The 17,656-nt window shown below is 54.4% G+C and carries 19 protein-coding genes and 5 tRNA genes; 5 read left to right on the top strand and 19 right to left on the bottom strand.

The features are described 5' to 3' along the window. Window positions 1-2: 2 nt before the first annotated feature. The 7 genes from VHE10_02840 to VHE10_02810 all read right to left on the bottom strand — a co-directional run bounded on the left by VHE10_02840 (window position 3) and on the right by VHE10_02810 (window position 4,994). On the bottom strand, window positions 3-536 hold the full coding sequence (locus tag VHE10_02840; GenBank protein HVU06696.1) for a hypothetical protein: 534 nt from the start codon (window positions 534-536) through the stop codon (window positions 3-5). 5 nt (window positions 537-541) lie between these two features. Further along, window positions 542-940, bottom strand: coding sequence for a hypothetical protein (locus VHE10_02835; GenBank protein HVU06695.1), 399 nt, complete (start codon window positions 938-940; stop codon window positions 542-544). An 18-nt stretch (window positions 941-958) separates the two neighbouring features. Beyond that, entirely contained in the window at window positions 959-1,549 is a 591-nt protein-coding gene (locus VHE10_02830) for an RNA polymerase sigma factor (protein HVU06694.1), read from the bottom strand. Window positions 1,550-1,646: 97 nt separating this feature from the next. Beyond that, the gene (locus VHE10_02825; protein HVU06693.1) at window positions 1,647-2,381 is read right to left on the bottom strand and encodes a hypothetical protein; all 735 of its coding nucleotides are present in this window, start codon (window positions 2,379-2,381) and stop codon (window positions 1,647-1,649) included. Window positions 2,382-2,469: 88 nt separating this feature from the next. Beyond that, entirely contained in the window at window positions 2,470-3,387 is a 918-nt protein-coding gene (locus VHE10_02820) for a permease-like cell division protein FtsX (GenBank protein ID HVU06692.1), read from the bottom strand. A 17-nt stretch (window positions 3,388-3,404) separates the two neighbouring features. Continuing rightward, complete coding sequence (gene ftsE / locus VHE10_02815; GenBank protein HVU06691.1) at window positions 3,405-4,085, bottom strand: cell division ATP-binding protein FtsE; 681 nt, start codon at window positions 4,083-4,085, stop codon at window positions 3,405-3,407. Between the two features lie 39 nt (window positions 4,086-4,124). Continuing rightward, window positions 4,125-4,994 carry a PCRF domain-containing protein gene (locus VHE10_02810; GenBank protein HVU06690.1) on the bottom strand — a complete coding sequence of 290 codons (870 nt, stop codon included), beginning with the start codon at window positions 4,992-4,994 and terminating at the stop codon, window positions 4,125-4,127. A 316-nt stretch (window positions 4,995-5,310) separates the two neighbouring features. Here VHE10_02810 and VHE10_02805 point away from each other — a divergent pair. After that, window positions 5,311-5,386 (top strand) — tRNA-Thr (locus tag VHE10_02805). Between the two features lie 16 nt (window positions 5,387-5,402). Then, a tRNA-Thr gene (locus tag VHE10_02800) sits at window positions 5,403-5,475 on the top strand. Between the two features lie 26 nt (window positions 5,476-5,501). On the opposite strand, the gene nfi is transcribed toward VHE10_02800, so the two are convergent. Further along, the gene (gene nfi, locus VHE10_02795; protein HVU06689.1) at window positions 5,502-6,170 is read right to left on the bottom strand and encodes a deoxyribonuclease V; all 669 of its coding nucleotides are present in this window, start codon (window positions 6,168-6,170) and stop codon (window positions 5,502-5,504) included. Between the two features lie 82 nt (window positions 6,171-6,252). Here nfi and VHE10_02790 point away from each other — a divergent pair, with 82 nt between their 5' ends. Next, window positions 6,253-6,798, top strand: coding sequence for an RNA polymerase sigma factor (locus tag VHE10_02790; GenBank protein HVU06688.1), 546 nt, complete (start codon window positions 6,253-6,255; stop codon window positions 6,796-6,798). A gap of 28 nt (window positions 6,799-6,826) precedes the next feature. Beyond that, window positions 6,827-7,234 carry a hypothetical protein gene (locus VHE10_02785; GenBank protein ID HVU06687.1) on the top strand — a complete coding sequence of 136 codons (408 nt, stop codon included), beginning with the start codon at window positions 6,827-6,829 and terminating at the stop codon, window positions 7,232-7,234. Window positions 7,235-7,298: 64 nt separating this feature from the next. Here VHE10_02785 and VHE10_02780 read toward each other — a convergent pair whose 3' ends face one another. The 3 genes from VHE10_02780 to VHE10_02770 all read right to left on the bottom strand — a co-directional run bounded on the left by VHE10_02780 (window position 7,299) and on the right by VHE10_02770 (window position 7,758). Next, window positions 7,299-7,481, bottom strand: a complete 183-nt coding sequence (locus VHE10_02780) for a hypothetical protein (protein ID HVU06686.1) — start codon at window positions 7,479-7,481, stop codon at window positions 7,299-7,301. Window positions 7,482-7,566: 85 nt separating this feature from the next. Continuing rightward, window positions 7,567-7,640 (bottom strand) — tRNA-Asp (locus VHE10_02775). 44 nt (window positions 7,641-7,684) lie between these two features. Then, window positions 7,685-7,758 (bottom strand) — tRNA-Met (locus VHE10_02770). A 232-nt stretch (window positions 7,759-7,990) separates the two neighbouring features. Here VHE10_02770 and VHE10_02765 point away from each other — a divergent pair. Then, entirely contained in the window at window positions 7,991-8,482 is a 492-nt protein-coding gene (locus VHE10_02765; GenBank protein ID HVU06685.1) for a hypothetical protein, read from the top strand. 14 nt (window positions 8,483-8,496) lie between these two features. On the opposite strand, the gene VHE10_02760 is transcribed toward VHE10_02765, so the two are convergent. From VHE10_02760 to VHE10_02725, 8 genes are all read right to left on the bottom strand, one after another. Beyond that, window positions 8,497-8,781, bottom strand: a complete 285-nt coding sequence (locus VHE10_02760; protein HVU06684.1) for a helix-hairpin-helix domain-containing protein — start codon at window positions 8,779-8,781, stop codon at window positions 8,497-8,499. A gap of 150 nt (window positions 8,782-8,931) precedes the next feature. Next, window positions 8,932-9,315 carry a hypothetical protein gene (locus VHE10_02755; protein HVU06683.1) on the bottom strand — a complete coding sequence of 128 codons (384 nt, stop codon included), beginning with the start codon at window positions 9,313-9,315 and terminating at the stop codon, window positions 8,932-8,934. Between the two features lie 2 nt (window positions 9,316-9,317). Further along, on the bottom strand, window positions 9,318-10,301 hold the full coding sequence (locus tag VHE10_02750) for a hypothetical protein (protein ID HVU06682.1): 984 nt from the start codon (window positions 10,299-10,301) through the stop codon (window positions 9,318-9,320). A 131-nt stretch (window positions 10,302-10,432) separates the two neighbouring features. After that, window positions 10,433-10,506 (bottom strand) — tRNA-Met (locus VHE10_02745). A gap of 102 nt (window positions 10,507-10,608) precedes the next feature. Further along, window positions 10,609-11,190 (bottom strand): hypothetical protein, encoded by a 582-nt coding sequence (locus VHE10_02740; protein HVU06681.1) that lies wholly within the window; start codon window positions 11,188-11,190, stop codon window positions 10,609-10,611. Between the two features lie 16 nt (window positions 11,191-11,206). Further along, a complete protein-coding gene (gatA, locus tag VHE10_02735; protein HVU06680.1) occupies window positions 11,207-12,625 on the bottom strand; it encodes an Asp-tRNA(Asn)/Glu-tRNA(Gln) amidotransferase subunit GatA in 1,419 nt (472 codons plus the stop codon). A 1-nt stretch (window position 12,626) separates the two neighbouring features. Further along, window positions 12,627-12,932: an Asp-tRNA(Asn)/Glu-tRNA(Gln) amidotransferase subunit GatC gene (locus VHE10_02730; protein HVU06679.1), complete on the bottom strand. Its 306-nt coding sequence runs from the start codon at window positions 12,930-12,932 to the stop codon at window positions 12,627-12,629. A gap of 54 nt (window positions 12,933-12,986) precedes the next feature. Then, window positions 12,987-17,654 carry a peptidoglycan-binding protein gene (locus tag VHE10_02725; GenBank protein ID HVU06678.1) on the bottom strand — a complete coding sequence of 1,556 codons (4,668 nt, stop codon included), beginning with the start codon at window positions 17,652-17,654 and terminating at the stop codon, window positions 12,987-12,989. Window positions 17,655-17,656: the final 2 nt, after the last annotated feature.

The raw sequence follows: 17,656 nt of genomic DNA, 5'->3' as shown, positions 1-17,656 counted from the left end.
GATTAGCGAGGAAAAGACTGTATGGTCTGAACGCCCTGGACGCTCATGGTCGCGGGCATGATACGCACGAAGCGGGCCTGAATGGTTCCGGCCTGGTTCGGCTCGCCCAATACGACGGTGAATTGTTCAGGCCGTATATCGGACGACGATGCGGTCGCCCTGAACATGCGGACGACCGTGTTTCCGTCGATAGTGACGGTCTGCTCGCGGTTATCAGGGCTCGCGACGACGAAGGTAGGAAGCGACACCGATACGATTCGGCCCGCTGTGCCGTGGCTCGCAGAGAATTCGTCTACGGGAAAGCCCGTCGTTAGCGACGCGACGCCCGTTTCAGGGCCTTGGACCATCCGAAAAAATCTATCGCTCGATCGGTACGAGAACGAAGCTTTGTGGTAGCCGACAGACACGCCCGCCTGGAATACGAGGAGCGTCGCTATGACTCCGACAAGCACGAGCGCGATGCGCCGGCCTTTGGTAGGACCTGAAAAGACCTTGTCCCATATATCGTCGAATCTCTTATTGATCGGTTCGTTCATAAAATTTAAGCAACGCTGTTAAAGTGGCGGGCAAATCTGACCGAAGTCATGACCGAGCCTACGGCCACAAGGCCGGCGGCAAGGACGAGCGCGATGCCGAATGCGGGAAGAGATTCGAGCATGGAAAGAGAGAGCTCTTTTGAGAAAGCGAGGACGTCGGTTCCGTCAGAGAAGATAAGAGAGACGTACTGGATAAAGCCCGATGCGGCTACTGCCTGATAGACATATGCGCACGATGCGACGAAGCCTGAAACAGAGACAAGCGCAAGGCCGGCAAGGCCGGAGAATCGGAATATCCATGCGCGGCGCTCTATGACGGCTACACGCGCGCGAACGGACTCGCGGAGAGATCCCGGAGCTTCGATATTCGCTATTCCTGAGAATGGACGGCTCTGTAGTGCCATGACATGTATACGTTAATTTCAGCGATTTTGGTGCGGTCCCGGCCTGCCGGCGAGCTTTGATCCGAGTTTAATCCTTAGAGCCGCTATAGCTCTCCTGTAATGGCTTTTAACGGTATTAAGGGGCTTTCCCAAGGCTTCCCCCGCCTCGTCGAACGTCATGCCCTCCACGTCATGGAGCATGACGACAGCCCTCTGATTCGGCGTCAGGGTTTCGATGGTCTCTTCGAGGAGCTCGGCGAATTTCCTGCGGTCGAATCCTTCCGGAATATCTATCGATTCGTCAGGGATGCTTTCCCCTACGTCGCCGGCATCGTCCGATTGGATCGAAGAGAATGCGCGGTCTTTCTTCTTGCGAAGGAGATCGAACGTCGCGTTCCGGGCGATAGCGAATATCCACGGCGAGACGTTCCTGCCCGCTTGATATTTCTTCCGATTCTTCCAGACCTTGATGAACGTCTCCTGCGCGGCATCGGCGGCGGTGTTCGCGTCGCCCGAGAGGCGCAAGACGAATGCATAGATGCGATCGGCATAGCGACCGACCAATTCGTCGAAAGCGCGAGTATCGCCCGCCTTTGAAGCGCTCATAAGATCAATGTCGGAACGTTCCATGCGCGGTCATTGTACGCTCTTACCGAGAAGCACGCAAAATGCATACAAAGAACGCCCTAGGGCCTGGGGCGTTCTTTGTATGCATTTTGCGTGCTTCCTAATAAGCGGCGGTCTCTGATGACGACGCGCTGACGTTTGCGTCATAGTGAGCCTTCATAGTGGTTCGCACCGCATTCACGAGCCGCGCCTTCGCGGATGAAGAGAGCGTCGCAGAAGCTTCGCCTCGGGCGATGACGCCGGCAGTGGTATCTATGTCGTTCTTGAAGTCCACGGCCGTGTCGTCTTTGACGAAGAGGCCGTACCACCACGGATAGTCGACGCTCACATCTCCTGCCGCGTCGACAGTCGCCTTGACCGTAGCGGTCACGGGGATGACGCCGAGCACCTTGGCAGGCTCATGGTACCAGACAGAGACATAGTCGTCGCCCGTCGATATCTTGGCCACATTCTCGTCGGCCATGACGAGAGCCTTAGAATAGGTCTCGAAATCAGCCTGCGAAGTGACGTTCGCAGGAGCTATGTATTCGGTCGTAGTCGCCTTCGCATCGCTTCGCGAAACGGCGAACGTCTCGATGTGGGCCGAAGGCGCGTTCGCCGAAGCGCCGGCGGTGACCGTGCCGCCTACGGTCACGCCAGACGAAGCATTGCCGCTCGTATTTGACGAGCTCGATGCGACCCCGCCGACGTTAACGGCCGCATTCGTCCCTGACCCGATATTGATATCTGCGCCCACTCCCGTATTTAATCCGCCCGTTACCTGCGCGGAGACCGGCAGGGCCGCCGCCAAGGCGATCGAAACCGCGGAGTACGCAAATGCCTTTGGTTTTTTCATAAGGTTTTCTTAGCTTGTAAAGGACGCGTCCTTCTTTATAGTGCGTCCTTACGAAGTACTACGAAAAACCTTACGAAATCGTTCCCGGCTAGAGGCGAAGATACTTTCGCACCGCGAGATAGCTTGATATGGCGCCGAGGATGACGCCTGCGCCGAGGATGACGCCCATAACGATCGGCATGTTGTTTATATAATACGAGAACAGGTTGAAGCCGCTGAAAAACGTCGCGGTCACGTTCGATATCCAGAACGTCGCCGGATAGAAGAACAGGAGCGTGATGACGGCTGACACGAGGCCGTACATAATACCTGAAATGATGAACGGACCGCGTACGAATCGGTTAGACGCGCCCACGAGCCTCATGACCGCGATCTCCTCCCTCGCGATATAGATGGCCAGGCGTATGGTATTGAAGACGATGAGGATAGAGATGATCACGAGCGCGAGCGTGATCGCGAGCGCGATCTTGGTTCCGCCGCTTATCATCCTCGTCAGCGTGTCTATCGCCGTCTTGTTCTGGTAATAGTTGATCTTGTCTATGAATGCCCCTCCCTCGCCGCCTTCGGAATCGAGGAACTTGGCGATGCCCTCGTACTGCGACGGCTCCTTGGCCTTGATATTCAAGATGGCGCCCAAAGGATTGTCGCCGAGCTCGTCGAGCGCCTGGAGCGTGATCTGGTCATTGGCGTGGAGCGTCTTGAAATTCTCCAGGGCGTCTTCGCGGGAAACGTATTCGACGCTCGCCACTTCGGGCAACGCTTCGAGCTTCTTCTGAAGGGCGAGGATACTGTCCTCATCGGCGGTCGGGACGAAGTAGACATTCACGTCTACCTTTGCCTTGATCTGATTAAGGGACGAGTTAAGGATAGCGCCCGCGAACATGATGCCGCCGAGCGCGAAGAGCGTGAGCGTCATGATGAGGACCGACGAGAGCGAGACGAAGCCGTTCCTCCAGAATGACACGAAGCCGGATTTCACTATTCGTTTGGTATTGATCCAGAACATGCTGTTGGGTGATTCGATTATATAGCGTATTTGCCTTCCGTGTCGTCGCGCACGACGCGACCTTTTTCCATAGTGACGACGCGGCGGCCGATGTTCTCTATGACGCCCTTATTATGGGTCGTAAGGATGACCGTGGTGCCGAGGTCGTTGATCTTCTTCAATATCTGCACGATCTCGAACGTGTTCACCGGGTCGAGGTTTCCCGTCGGCTCGTCCGCGATGATGAGATCGGGCTGATTGACGATAGCGCGAGCGATGGCGACGCGCTGCTTTTCGCCGCCGGAAAGCTCGTTCGGGAAGTTCCATATCTTTCGGCCCAGATCCACGAGGTCAAGAACGTGAGGCACGTCGGAAGCGATCTCTTCGTCGGTCCTCCCCGCCGCCTCCATAGCGAACGCTATGTTCTCGAACACCGTCTTGTTCGGAATGAGCCTGAAGTCCTGGAACACCGTTCCGATGCGGCGGCGGTATTCCGGCATCTTCTTCCGATGTATCTTGTTCACGTCCGTCGATTCGAACAGGACACGGCCCTTAGTCGGCTTTTCCTCGGCAAGGATCATCTTTATGAGGGTCGTCTTACCGGCGCCCGAATGTCCGACGATGGATACGAATTCTTTAGGCTCGATATGGAGCGATACGTCTTCGAGGGCCACCGAGTCGTCCGAATATACCTTGGTTACTTTATCGAATCTGATCATGCGTAGGCATCTATTCTACCATACTACGCAACGGCCCAACTACAGGTTCTTTTCGGCTTCTATGAACATATCGATGTCTCCGCCCAGAATCGCGTCTACATTGGCGGTCTCCGCGTCGGTGCGGTGGTCTTTGACCATCTTATACGGGTGCAGAACATACGATCGTATCTGATTGCCCCATTCGATATCGGTCGTCTTCGATATCTGCATGCCTTTCTCCTTTGCGATGCGCTCGTCTTCGCGCATTTTGTATATCTTCGCCTTCAATATATCCATCGCACGGCTGCGATTATCGGCCTGGGAGCGCTCGCTCGATACGTGAACGGCGATCTTCGTCGGGATATGGACCAAGCGCACCGCGGTTTCGCGCTTGTTCACGTTCTGGCCCCCCGGACCGGACGATTTGGCGAACTCTATTTTTATCTCTTCGGGAGGGATATCGAGTCTTTCCGTCTTTTCGAATTTCGGGATCACTTCGACCAGAGAGAACGACGTGTGGCGGAGCTTTTTGGCATTGAACGGCGATACGCGGACCAAGCGGTGCACGCCCGATTCGTTCTTAAGCGTCCCATACGCGCCCTTGCCTCCGATCTCGAGCGTCACGTTCCTGTATCCGCCGCGATCGTTCTGGTTGTCGTGGAGGAACGCGACTGACCAACCCTTTCGGTCGGCATACTTCATATACATCTCAAGGAGCATGCGCGAGAAATCCTCCGCATCGTCGCCTCCGGCACCGGAGAATATGGTAACGATGGCATTTCCCCTTTCGTATTTGTCGGCTTCGGCGATGGCGGCCTTGAGATCGTTCAGCTCCCGCAGCATCGCCTGCGCGCGGTCTTTGTTGTCCCAAAAGGACGCCTCGGTCATGAGAAACTCTATTTCGGCGATGCGCTTTGCCTTGTCGTTCATCATTAAAAGTATAGCATCAGGGCCCTTGCGGGATTCGGTGAAATAAAGAGGGCCGGCGCGATCCGCGCCGGCCCAAGTCCGGGGTTTTTTCGGAAAAATGCCCTCTGGGTGTCGGGCACAAACGTCTTCCGAATGACCGGCCTTCCGCCTCTACCGGGATTTCATGCGAGCACACGGTTCTCCCCGGTCGGCGTGTATGGATAATATATGAATACGCCGGTCTGTCAATCGCTCCTCGGATCCGGGCCTTATTTTGCAAAAAGGGCCGAAATAAACTATAGTAGGCTTTGTCTTTTCGGCTTTGTTTCGAATTGCCGCCAACGTAGCTCAGTCGGTAGAGCACGTCATTGGTAATGACGAGGTCTCCGGTTCGATCCCGGACGTTGGCTCCAGGCGGTCATACATTCCGCCACCTTAGCTCAGCTGGTAGAGCAATACTTTCGTAAAGTAGAGGTCCCCGGTTCGATCCCGGGAGGTGGCTCCGAAAACGCGAGGCATCGTCAGGCGCTATTCGCGGATCTCGCCCCTTCTGAATCTATTCACCAACTCATGCGCCTTCCGGGTAGGTTCCGGCAGTTTATAGCCGCGCACCGTTTCGCGGACAATCGAAAGCGCGTCTTCAACGTCCGCCTTGTATCCCGGAGATATGATCAGAGGATTCGACCGGGCTTTCGATTTCAGGGCATAGCCGATAAGCTCACTCGTCTTTGGATCTGTGACCGGCGTCGCATCGCCGACATTCTTCGGCGCTTCGAACACGCCATAGAGCCGAGACTTCGCGCAACCGATCGTCGGCACGCCGGATACGATACCGAGATGCGCGGCGATGCCCAGCCTTCGCGGGTGCGCTATTCCCTGCCCATCTACGATAATGAGGTCAGGCTTCGCCGAAAGCTTCTCCAAACATCTTATAAGCCCCGGAATCTCGCGAAACGAAAGTAGGCCTGGAATATAGGGAAACTCGACTTTCATTTTGGCGACCGCATGCTCTACAGGCTTCAGGTCAGGATATGAGAGCACGATTATGCCGGCATAAAGCTCGTCGCCGAACCTTTCCAAAGACACGTCGGCTCCAGCTATCGTGCGTATAGGCCGGCGGACAGGTTCGATCCTGACGTCCTTTCGCATCTCTTTTTGCAGCTCTATGGCCTCCTTTGCATTTATCCTCGACGTCATAATATATCTAGTACGACTCTTGTATATAACGCTTTCAGCTCTGAAACAAATCTTCATTCTGCGACGTATACTTATAGGCAACATGAGCACCATACCCCCTGAAATACTCGAGAGGGCTCGAAAAGGAGATATCCTGGCTTTCGAGGAGATCGTTTCGACGTTCGAGAAGCCTTTGTGGAGCTATCTGGTCCGCCTCGTTGGCTCTAAAGACGATGCCGAGGACCTTATCCAAGACACCTTCGTCAAGATATTCAAGCATATAAAGGCGATCGATCCTTCGAAGAACATCAAGTCCTGGATATACACGATCGCGACGAATACGGCATACGACTTTCTCCGCAAGAAGAAGCGCCAGGCCACGACCGAGCTTGACGAAGAGTACGAAACAAAGCCTGATAGCGCGTCGTACTACTCGGTGTCTACAGAAGACAATATCGAAACGAAAGACGTGGCAGCCGCCATAGATCGCCTCAACCTCCTCTACCGGGGGCCGATAATCCTTTATTACAAGGACGGATTCAGCTATGAAGAGATAGCGGACATGCTCTCTATCCCGATCAATACGCTGAAGACCCGATTATCGAGGGCAAAGAAACAGCTGGCGACGTTGCTCGTAAACTATGAATAAAGCCTGCGAATAAAATCACATTACATACATGAACGATCAGGAATATAAATTGACGGACGCGATGATAGAAGCTCTGCCGGAAGAACCCATGCCAGCGCACCTCCACGGAAGGATCATGAAGCGCGTATTTCTGGCCGGATACGGCAAGTATCTCGCCTTCTCGACCGCCGTGCTCTGCCTCAACTTGAGCGTGCTTTCAGTCGATATATACCGAGCGCTCTCGAACGCGTCGGCTGAAGCGGCGCTAAAGACCCTCAGGAACACGTTCGCCATGACGCCGGCGTATTTCGCATCGGCTCTCGAGACGTTCTGGACGATACTCCCTCTCCAGTCCATCGCCGCGACATTCTTCACCATCGCAGTGTCTGCGTATATAACCGTTGTCTTCGTGCGAGTCTACAGGAATCCTCACGGCGTGAAGATCCTGAAGATGTAACGCTAAAATACAATAATAAAACACCCCGCCAGGCCCTGGGGTGTTTTATTATTGTATTTTAGCGTTACTGCGCCGAAGGACTTCCGTCGGTAGAAGAGCCTGGCAAGTTTACTTGGATAGCAGGAGTCTGATCGTTATTCGCAGGCGCGGCAGACGGACGGGACATGACGAACCAGACGATAAAGCCCACCACGATCACGATAAGAATGACGAGGATGGCGTTTGTAGTCGAATTGTCTTCGTTCATATAGTTATTATTTAAAGGTTCATTTCTAGTACGAAAAGGTCCCCTGAAGCGTATTCAGGGGACCTTTTCTAAAAAACAGACTCTGCGCGAGTGACGGGACTCGAACCCGCGGCCTCGTCCGTGACAGGGACGCGCTCTAACCAACTGAGCTACACCCGCAGTGCGCGACTTATTTAATCACAAACCGACTAAAAAATCACGTGTGTCGGGGGTGGGAGTCGAACCCACGACCCCAGGCTTATGAGTCCTGTGCTCTAACCAACTGAGCTACCCCGACATGGGCCCCTGCAACCAAATTTCAGCAGAGATTTGCATACCATATCACGACACAGAGCCTTTTCCAAGGCAAATGGCCCTTTTTGAAAGAAAACGCCTCCTGCTCCGTAATACCTATGTGTCCTTCTAATAGTGATCAGATAAAAGCGCTTCTCCGCCCAGAAGCGCTTTTATAATTTGAAACAATCCGGCCTCGATTTCCTGTAGTATCTGTATAAATAGCTTAATAAAATATGGACAACAACCAAAAGAACTATGGGATGTGGGCAGTGGTCGTCCTCATAGTGATTCTCGTCGGATTAAGCATATATTTCTGGAATACGCGCGGCGCCTCGACGACGCCGAGCTCGACTTCTACGCCTTCAGGAACGAGCATGGTCAATCCGTACGGCACGGCTACGGTCGGCTTGGGTCAGGAAGCGGTCTTTCCGGGCATTACGATCATTCCCCTCTCGGTCTCCGAAGACAGCCGCTGCGCGGCAGGCGTCCAGTGCATATGGGCGGGAACGGTCCGCGTCGTCGTCCGATCGGTATTGGATAGCGGCGGCTCTCAACAGGACGTTATAAGCCTCGGCAGCACGACGCCGATAGATGCATATACCGTATCGCTCATCTCTGTCGAGCCGCAGGCAGTCGCGAGCACCAAGATCGCCGACCAGGACTATCGATTCACCTTCGACGTCCATCAGAATGCGAGCGGCGTGACGCTTCAGGGGAAGGGATAAATACGGCCGATTCGCTACTCTCGAGAATATCTCTTCTTCCTCTCGGGAGTATAGTGCCACCACGGCCTTGCCGGGGCACCGTTCATGAAATCTATGGCGGCCATGTAGGTGTCTAGCACGCATGGGTCTTGAACGGATCCGGTCAGCGCGCACAGACGCTTGTAAAGTGCGAAAGGGTCATTCCCTTTTAGATCCGATGGATCCGTAAGGCCGAGAAGCTTAAAATCAGCGGCCATGGCCGGTCCGATGTTCGGTATATCCTGGAATCTTTTCACTGCCTCCGAATTGCGGGCTTTCATATCAGGTAAGTGTAGCAAAAACCGCCCAGATTTTATCTTGAGCGGTTTTTGCTTTCTTGTTGCGCACCTCGGTCTCGTACTGACTGGGGTCAGACACCGTAAGGATATTTAGGCTCTTTCGGAGGTTTGGGATTTAGGGGTCTCGGTAGGTCAAAAAATATTTTTATTAATAAACAAAGCAATAAACACAACGCCAATTATATATGCCAAAAGTGCAATTATACGTGACCAGTTTTTTAAACTGCGAAAAAACTTGAATACTCTATCGGTCGGAAAGTTGGGCCATGAAAAATCTATTCTGCGAATCCATTCTGTAGCAGAGAAAAGACCCAGCACAGAAGAGAGTAAGGAGATCAAAACACTTATTGCCCCAATGGTTAGCAAATACCTAAAGATAATCAATCTATCCAGGCTTTGAACCAGTGGAATAAGAAGTGAAAAGGTTCCGCCAGAGAGAACTGACCATTTGTTGAAGAAATCTAATTCAACATCTAGACCGTGTTTACGCTTATCTTCAAAGATTTCTCTGCTCATCTTTATTTTTTATCAGAGACAAAAGTCGTGATCAACTCTTGAACTGGAGAGGAAATCTCCATCTGATCCTTAGTAAGATAGCCTGTTGAATCGGCAGCAAACATAGCAGGGGCTGCTTCTTTCAATAAGGCAGCCTTAATATCTAAATCGCCATTTCCCGAAGTGATGAAAGCCTCAAGTGTTTCAGCGACATTTGCCCTATGTTTGTTTGACTCAATGAGATGATTAAGAACATTGAAGTTCCTAACGCAAAATCGAAGTATATAAAAGCTAATAGCAATCAAGAGGACGCTGAAAATTGTGAATTCTGTTTTTATATTTACATCACTTGCCTGTATTGACGTTACATATATGTAGAAAAGTAGACCTGCGACGATTGCAAGCAAAATTGAGAAGATGATTATGGCCTTGAACCACTTTGCAACTCTTGTTTGCGATCTCTCTGCCGCTTCTCTAAACACCTGAGAAAGATACTTGCTTGAGACTATTCCGGCTTTCTTTGATACTGATTCCTCGTCTTTTTTTATTCTAGACAAACGATCATTCAACTCTTTCTCAATCTTCCTTGCGTTAACAACAGCCTGTTGAAGATCCTTCTGTGTTCTATCATCGAGTTTTACCTGCTGCCGGAGATAAATTAGTGAGTTTCTTGTTTGCTGAGCAAAAGAGTTCTGATAGAAACTCTTTATACTATTCTCAATGTTATCTCTCGTCTGTTTTGGATTCCCCTGACTAAGAGTAAAGCTCTGTATTTGCTGAATATAGTTGTTATATGTATTAACAGCGTTAGTGATCTGATTTATCTCGCTATCAGTGAGATATTGCTTGTAGTCCAAATCTTCAAGCTCAACAACATCGGATTGCATCTTTTCCAAGATCGGAAGTGATACAGAAAAAGTTAGATCGCCGAAGTTCGGATTAAGGCAAATCTTTTTTAGATCTACCCCTCTTGGAGTATTTGGATATTTCTTAGTTACATCTTCCATTGATCTTGGCCACGAATTATGACGTAAGTCTAGCATACATCTTGATAACCGTACTGTTTTCTAAAAACAAAAAGCACCCTTTCAGGTGCTTTTTGCCTGTTCGACCCACTTTGATAGGCCTCACTGACTTGTTGCGGGGGTTGGATTTGAACCAACGACCTTCAGGTTATGAGCCTGACGAGCTACCAGGCTGCTCTACCCCGCGATATTGGACCTCCAGTAGTACTACGTCCCTAATGCGAGGTAAGGACAATTATACCACCTGTGAAAGTTAGAATCAAGGGGTATCCTGCGGCCGACCTTAGCCCTATATATGATAGAACTCGCTGAAAACCTGCTTGTAGAGGTCTATGACCTGCTTGGCTTCGCGCTCGTTCAGCTGATAGTCGGTTCCCTGGTGGGCTATCTGGTTTCGCACCTTATGCGCCGTCCAGGCCTGCTCGATAGTTAGGAAATCGCCCTTTTGGACGCCCTTCAATTTGTCCCCGATCGAATCGCCCTGATAGCCCTGCTTTTCCAAAATGTCATCGAGCATAATATCCGCCTCGAGGATCGCGAGCCTCCAGTCCGACGGATTGTTCGAATTGATATGGGTCAGGACCTGATGCCAGCGCTTGCTTAGATCTTCGTCGTGATGCTCTTCAGGGGCGGTCGCCTTCAGCTTCCTGGCTTCGAATTTTTCCTTCTCTTCCTTCCCTATCTGGCGCAGGCGCATGTGTGAATAGAGGATGACGAAGAATATGAAGAGCGAGACGATGATCGCGATCGGCTTGATGAGGTTTATGTAATGGATGATCCAGTTGAGGATCGCGATGATATCGAAGTTCTTGAAGAAGTCGACGATACGGAGGTATATGTATTCGACGTTGAGAAATGTGACGCTGTCCATGGGATGTGTGCTCCCTTTATTCTACCTCGCCGAGGAATTTCTTGCCGAGGGCGAAAAGGACGTCTTCGCGGCGCATATCGGCGAGGAGCTGGATGCCTATCGGGAGCGATTTGCTACCTTCGTTTTTGACGCCTGCGGGAATGGATATGGCCGGCACGCCGACGAGGTTCGCCGTGACGGTGAATATGTCCTCAAGATACATAGCGACCGGGTCCGAGACCTTCTCCCCTATCTTGAACGCAGGGGCGGGAGCGGTCGGGATGAGGATGGCATCTACAGATTTGAACGCGTCAGCGAAATCGCGCTTGAGGAGCTCGCGCACGGCGGATGCTTTGTTGTAATAGGCATCGTAATAGCCGGAGGAAAGCACGTAGGCGCCGAGCATGATTCGGCGGCGCGCTTCGCGGCCGAAGCCTTCGCCGCGCGAGAGAAGGTAGTCTTCAAGAAGGTCTTTGCCGTCCTTGTGGAATCCGTATTTTACGCCGTCGAAACGCGCAAGGTTCGTAGATACCTCTGCAGGCATGAGGACATAGTAGACGGCGAGAGAGTATTCGATATTCGGAAGCTCGACGTCGCGGATCTCATAGCCCATGCTGCGGAATCTCTCGACGGACGCTTCGAAGGCGCGCATGACTTCGGGATCGATGCCATCACCCTTGAGGAAGTGGCGCGGAATGCCGATGACCAGCCTCTTCGTCGCCGGCTTTTCAGGCATCGGGTCGATAGAGGTCGAGTCATAGCGGTCTTTTCCCTTCATAGCGTCGAAAAGGATTTCGGCATCGGCGACGGTTTTTGTCAGAGGGCCGATGATATCGAGGGACGAGCCCATAGCCATGAGGCCATGGCGCGAGATAGAGCCATAGGTCGGTTTAAGGCCGACCACGCCGCAATACGACGCGGGCTGGCGGACCGAGCCGCCGGTGTCAGAGCCGAGCGCAGCCAGGGCTAGGCCGCCGCCTACGGCGGCAGCCGATCCTCCCGACGATCCTCCCGCGACCCTCGCGAGGTCATGAGGGTTCTTAGTCGCCCCGTACGCAGAGTTCTCCGTCGAGCCGCCCATGGCGAATTCATCCATATTCGCGCGACCGATAAATACGACGCCCGCTTCCTTCAATTTCTTGATAGCCGTCGCATCATAGGGAGCTACATAGCCTTCGAGCATCTTCGACGCGGACTGCGCGCGCCTGCCTTCGATCATAATGTTGTCTTTCACCGCGATAGGGATACCAGCCAGCGCGTTTTCAGCCGAGACCTTCTTCTGCGCCTCGTCAGCCTGTTTCATGACGTCTTCATAGACCTCGAGATACGCATGGATATCGGCGTCTTTTTTCTTGATCTCCTCCAAATATGCTTTGGCGAGGTCGCGCACGGTGAAATCGCCCCGTACAAGAGCTTCATGCGCTTTTTTGATGGTGAGATTGGCGATATCGATCATATTATTGCGATCCGCCGAGTATCTTCTTCACTTTGACGAAACTCCCCTCTTTCGTCGTCTCGCGCCGCGGAGCGAGAGCGACCAGCCTGTCGGTGAATTCGCCGCTCTGATGCGGGTCGGCGTCCTCGCGCATGACGTTCTTGTTCGCCGACATGATCGGGCCCGTTTCCGTCCCCACAGCCGCCTTCAGCTTATCTACATATGCCAAAATCGAGGTCATATCGCCCTGCATGCGTACGGCCTCGTCTTCGGTGAGCTTGAGCCGCGAGAGCGCGGAAAGCTTGTCTATATCGGCGCGGGTTATCATGGGGATGACTATACCATTGCGCGCCTGCGGTTCAAAGCTTTCTCCCGTCGCGCCTTACTGTCCCATCGCCGCCCTGGTAAGAGGCCCGTAGAAGCCCGTAGCGGGCACGCCGTTGGCCTTCTGGAAGGCTTTAAGCGCCGCGAGGGTCGCGGGACCGAATACGCCGTTCGGCGTCGCGGTCAAAAAGCCCTTGGACGCGAGTATCGTCTGGAGCGACTTCACCGCGTCTCCCTGGTCATGGTATGCGAGGTTGACCGACGGGGTGGATGCCGGAGCGGTGTTGAGGAGCGCCGCGCGAGCCGTCTCTGCCTTGTCTGCCGGTATGACGCCCGCCGATATGAGGGCATCGATGAATTGACGGAGGGTCGGGAGAAGGACAGGGCTTGAGACGGTCACGACGGACGAAGGCGCGGCGACAGCCGTCTCCCTATGGGTCTGGGAGGAAGGACGCGAAGCGGAAGAGACGGGCGTCGGCTCGGAAACGGTCACGCAGGACGCCGCAGTGAACGAAACGACCGATCCGTACGAGGTTCCCGTCGGATTCGTCGCGTACGCGCGGAAGTAGTAGGTGGTTTCGCAGGTGAGAGACGATACGGAGGAAGAGAATGCGACGGCGCCCGTCTGCGATCCGAGGGTCGAGGTCGCGATGACGGTCGAAAGCGCCGACGACGTGCCGTACGCGAAGCCCGACTGGGTGGCGTTCTGGCCGCCGGTCGCGGTGATGAGAGCGTTCAAGGTCGCAGAGGTCTGGCCGATCGATGAAGCGGCGGAGGTCGTCACGGACGGCGATGCGCAGGCCGACGAGGTGAACGTGACGTCAGAGCCGTACGCCGCACCGCCGGAATTGATCGCATACGCCTTTACATGGTAGAGGGTATTGCAGGCGAGGCCGCTCAAAGAAGCGGTGAAGGCTCCCGTGGAGAACGATCCGGCTTCAGTCGTGGTCGCGCCATACGCGGTCGTGACGCCGTATACGGCTCCGCGAGAGGTCGCATTCGCTCCGCCGGTCGCGGTGATCGTGCCGTTCGCGGTCGCAGAAGAATTAGTGATGGACGAAGCGGCCTGGGTAGTGACGGTCGGGGTGCATGCTCCCGACGTGAACGAGAGGATCGATCCGTATCCGGTTCCGCCGGTATTCGTAGCATACGCGCGGAAATAATACGTGGTATTGCAGGTCAAAGACGATATCGACGAATTGAACGAGGCGTTGCCCGTCTGCGATCCGAGGGTCGAGGTCGCGATGACGCCTGACTGGAGCGTCGAGACCGTGCCGTATGCGAAGCCCGACTGGGTGGCGTCCGCTCCCCCATTGTTGGTTATCGAGCCGTTAAGGATAGCGGTCGTAGCAGCGATGGACGAAGCCGCGGAGGTCGTCACCGAAGGCGCGGACGCGGACGAAGCCGAGACGTCTTCGACGTCGAACGTGTGGGTAGAATATCCTCCCGAATACGTGAAAGTGATCTTGCCGGAGCCGTTCGAGGTGCAGACGCCGCCCGAGCACGAGCCGCCCGTTATGCCCGATCCGAGGACGTTGTCTACCTTGACGTTATAGCCCGTGTTAGCCGCGAGGTCGCCGATGGTGTGCAGCGTCGTCGTAGCGTTCTCCGATGATTCCGTCCACGTCTTATGCCTCGTTCCCGTATTGTTCCAGAGGGAGATGGAGACATCGAGCCAGGTGTCGGCCGAGGTAGAGGAAGGATTGATAGCCATATCGGCATACGTGCCGGAAGCGGAAGACGTGGCGACGCCATAGAACGTTCCGACGCCGAAGAAGCGCGCGCCCATTCCCCTGTCGACGAGGCTCGTGCCGGTAGTCGAAGCGGCGGCAAGATAATGAGGCAGGGCGTACGGGACATACGACTTCCTCCAGGTATTCGTGGAGATACATGTATAGAGAGCGCCGTCGGCTCCGGTGCCGTTTATCGTATTCCAGCTGCCGCCCTGATCGGTCGCCCAATAGGCAACGCCCGTCGTGCAGGTCGCCGGACGGGCCGCGAGGAGGCCGGTGCCGACGCCGGCAGAGGTACCGTTCGCCGTTCCGTTGAAAGCTACGGAGGTCGAGGATATATAGTAATCCCTATTCGCGACGATGAGGCCGCTCAAGAGGGCTTCTTCGCCATAGCCGAGGTTGATCGGCCATTGAGCGGCGTTCTTCAAAGTATCCCAGACATAATACGGCTCGCTATGGGCTGCTTTGGGATCCTTGCCCACGCCGATCTGATCGGATATCGGATAGTCAGCCGCCGTCAGCTGGACGCCCCCGCAATTCGCCCAAACCGCAGTCGCGCAGTATTCATTGAAAAGGAAATTGCCGCCGGTCGATCTGTTGCCGAATATCATGCCGGTGCCGCCGCGCATTTCGATCGCCGTCCACGCGCCGTCGGCCGCGCTCCACGTCGTGTTATAGAGCTCATACTGGCGGACGCCGCGGGCAGGCGTGTTCGAAGCCAAGCCGTGGCCGTCTACCTTCATTTGACCGGTGATGGAGATGTTGCGGACGACGCAGCGCGCGTTCGAGTTACAGTCCGTCACGTATCCCGGCCCGCGGAATATGGAGTTCTCGATGAAGACTGCCGACGAAGAGCCCATCGAATTCGCGGTCTGCCAAGAGTTCGAAGGGCCGCGGACCAGTATGAGCTCCATGTCGCCCGCCGCACTCGTGATATCGCTGTTGTCGACGAGGCCATACGCGCTCGCATAGAGGAAGTAGCCGCCGGTGGTCGAAGTCCTGTCTACATACTTGACGTTCGTGAAATGGAATCCGTCGGCGCTCGCGGCGAACCAGGTGCCGCTGTTTCCCGACGTTTCCGTGCGGACCGTAAGATCGCGGACAGTCGCCGGCGCGAAGATCGGTATCGCGGCTGAATTGTACGTCCCGGTCGTAGATGCGATCTCCAGGATCGTCTGGTCGATACCCGCGCCCTGAAGCGTTATGGCCTTGCCGATGGCAAGACCGGACGACGATGTCCATCCGGTGCAGGTACCCGCAGGGAGCTTGAGCGTATCTCCGGCATAGGTATAGCTATACGCCGTATTCACGTCAGAGACAGAACAACTGTCGGCGTACACGGTACCCGCCTGATTCACGAAGAACTGGATGGTATAGTCGTCCGTATTCGCATTCGATGCGCCGTCCTGGCAGCGGATGTAATAGGTGTACGGGTGTCCGCTCGACACGCTCACGGCAGTCGAATGGCTCGTGCCGCCGGTGGTGGTGAACGTGTTCGTCATCGATCCATAGGCCGTGTTCGGGGTCGTCGAATACTTGCAGGTGGAGCTCTCGTTCGTATTGAGCGTGATATTGGTAGAAGTCGTCGAAGTCGCTATCCTACCGGAAGGAGCGCCTGCCGAACGGCCGGGCGGCGTCGTATCGGGAGCGGGAAAATATTCGAGCGCGCCTATATCCCAGATAGAGTTGCCGGGACGGGTGCTGCCGGTTTGGTCTATGGAGAACGGGATCAGGCTGTCGCCGGAGAGGTCGACGCCGCGGTCGCGGGCAGCAGTATCAGAGCCTGTGAGGTTATAGTCATAATTGGCAGGGTCGTTTAATGAGAACGTCTGAGAGAAACGGTCATGGGTATTGTTCGTATACCCGCTTACCGAAGACGCGCTGAAGGAGTTGTAGTCGGAAGACGCAGAAGCTGATCCGCCGAACCTGAAGATCTCCGTAGTCGATGCGAATATGTTGTTCTTAAGCAGCATATTCGAAGCACCCACAAAGAAAGGATACGCATCGTTATAGAAGGTGTTATTATACAGCGTCACCTGCCCGCCGAGATAGCGGAGGTCTACAGCGCCTCCGGCCGGGCCGCTGTTTGCGACGATATTGTTCCAGAACTTCAGGCCGACACTAGCTCCATTTGATGCGGATTCATCGAAATAGCTGAAGAAACAACCGAAATTATCTGCGACGACCGGATCTATGAGATTATTAGATATCTGATACTCGCCGGCCCCGCTCGTGGACGCCTGCGTATGCAACAGGTCCATCTGGATGCCGTCGATTCGGGCATAATTGACCTGAAGCCAAAGACCCTGGCAGGGAGAGCTGACCCCGTATTTATTCGGATCCCATTTGCCTCCATTCGCCCTCTGGCTCGTGCCTACTTCCGCAGTCGATGTCGGCGTATATATCCTGATGTATGTGGTAGGCCCCGTCGTCCAGCCGATAAGATATGGGTTAGGAGTGTGATCACGGGTCGTGCCATTGCCGTATGCGGCGAAATTCCACTGCTGATCGAGGACCGTGAGATCCTTACCGTCGGTACCTGAATACGTAGTATCGAAATCCCGGACGGACGAATTGATACCAGTGTTCTCGGAACCTACGAAGCCTTCGCCCAGAGAAGTATATGCTCGATAGATAGACCATGCAGTGCTTCCCGTAACGGCGGTCGGCGTGCCGCCGGACGCGTTCTTCACGGTATAGTGCGTCGAATCCGTGCGGCCGTATATGAAAGCGACGGCATTGATAGTTCCGTTGGACGCGGAATCGTACTGGATAACGTCGCCGACGCCCACGTTATTCGCTATGGCGCCGCCGAACGTCGCGGTAGAGCCGCTGATGGTCAGGGATTTCGACCCGCCGGCAGAATCGAGGACCGAGGTGTTGCTCGGCGATACGGACCTATAGATAGCGGTTGCGGCAAATCCAGTCGAAGGGACGACGAGCGTGAAGACAAAAATGCACCACAGCCAATTAAAGCACCTGACTGGTCTCATGG

The organism is Candidatus Paceibacterota bacterium, from assembly GCA_035546035.1.
Lineage (GTDB): Bacteria > Patescibacteriota > Minisyncoccia > Phycocordibacterales > UBA6065 > UBA6065.
The sequence above is the reverse complement of the archived record's forward strand: the minus strand, read 5'-3'. Positions and strand labels throughout refer to the sequence as shown.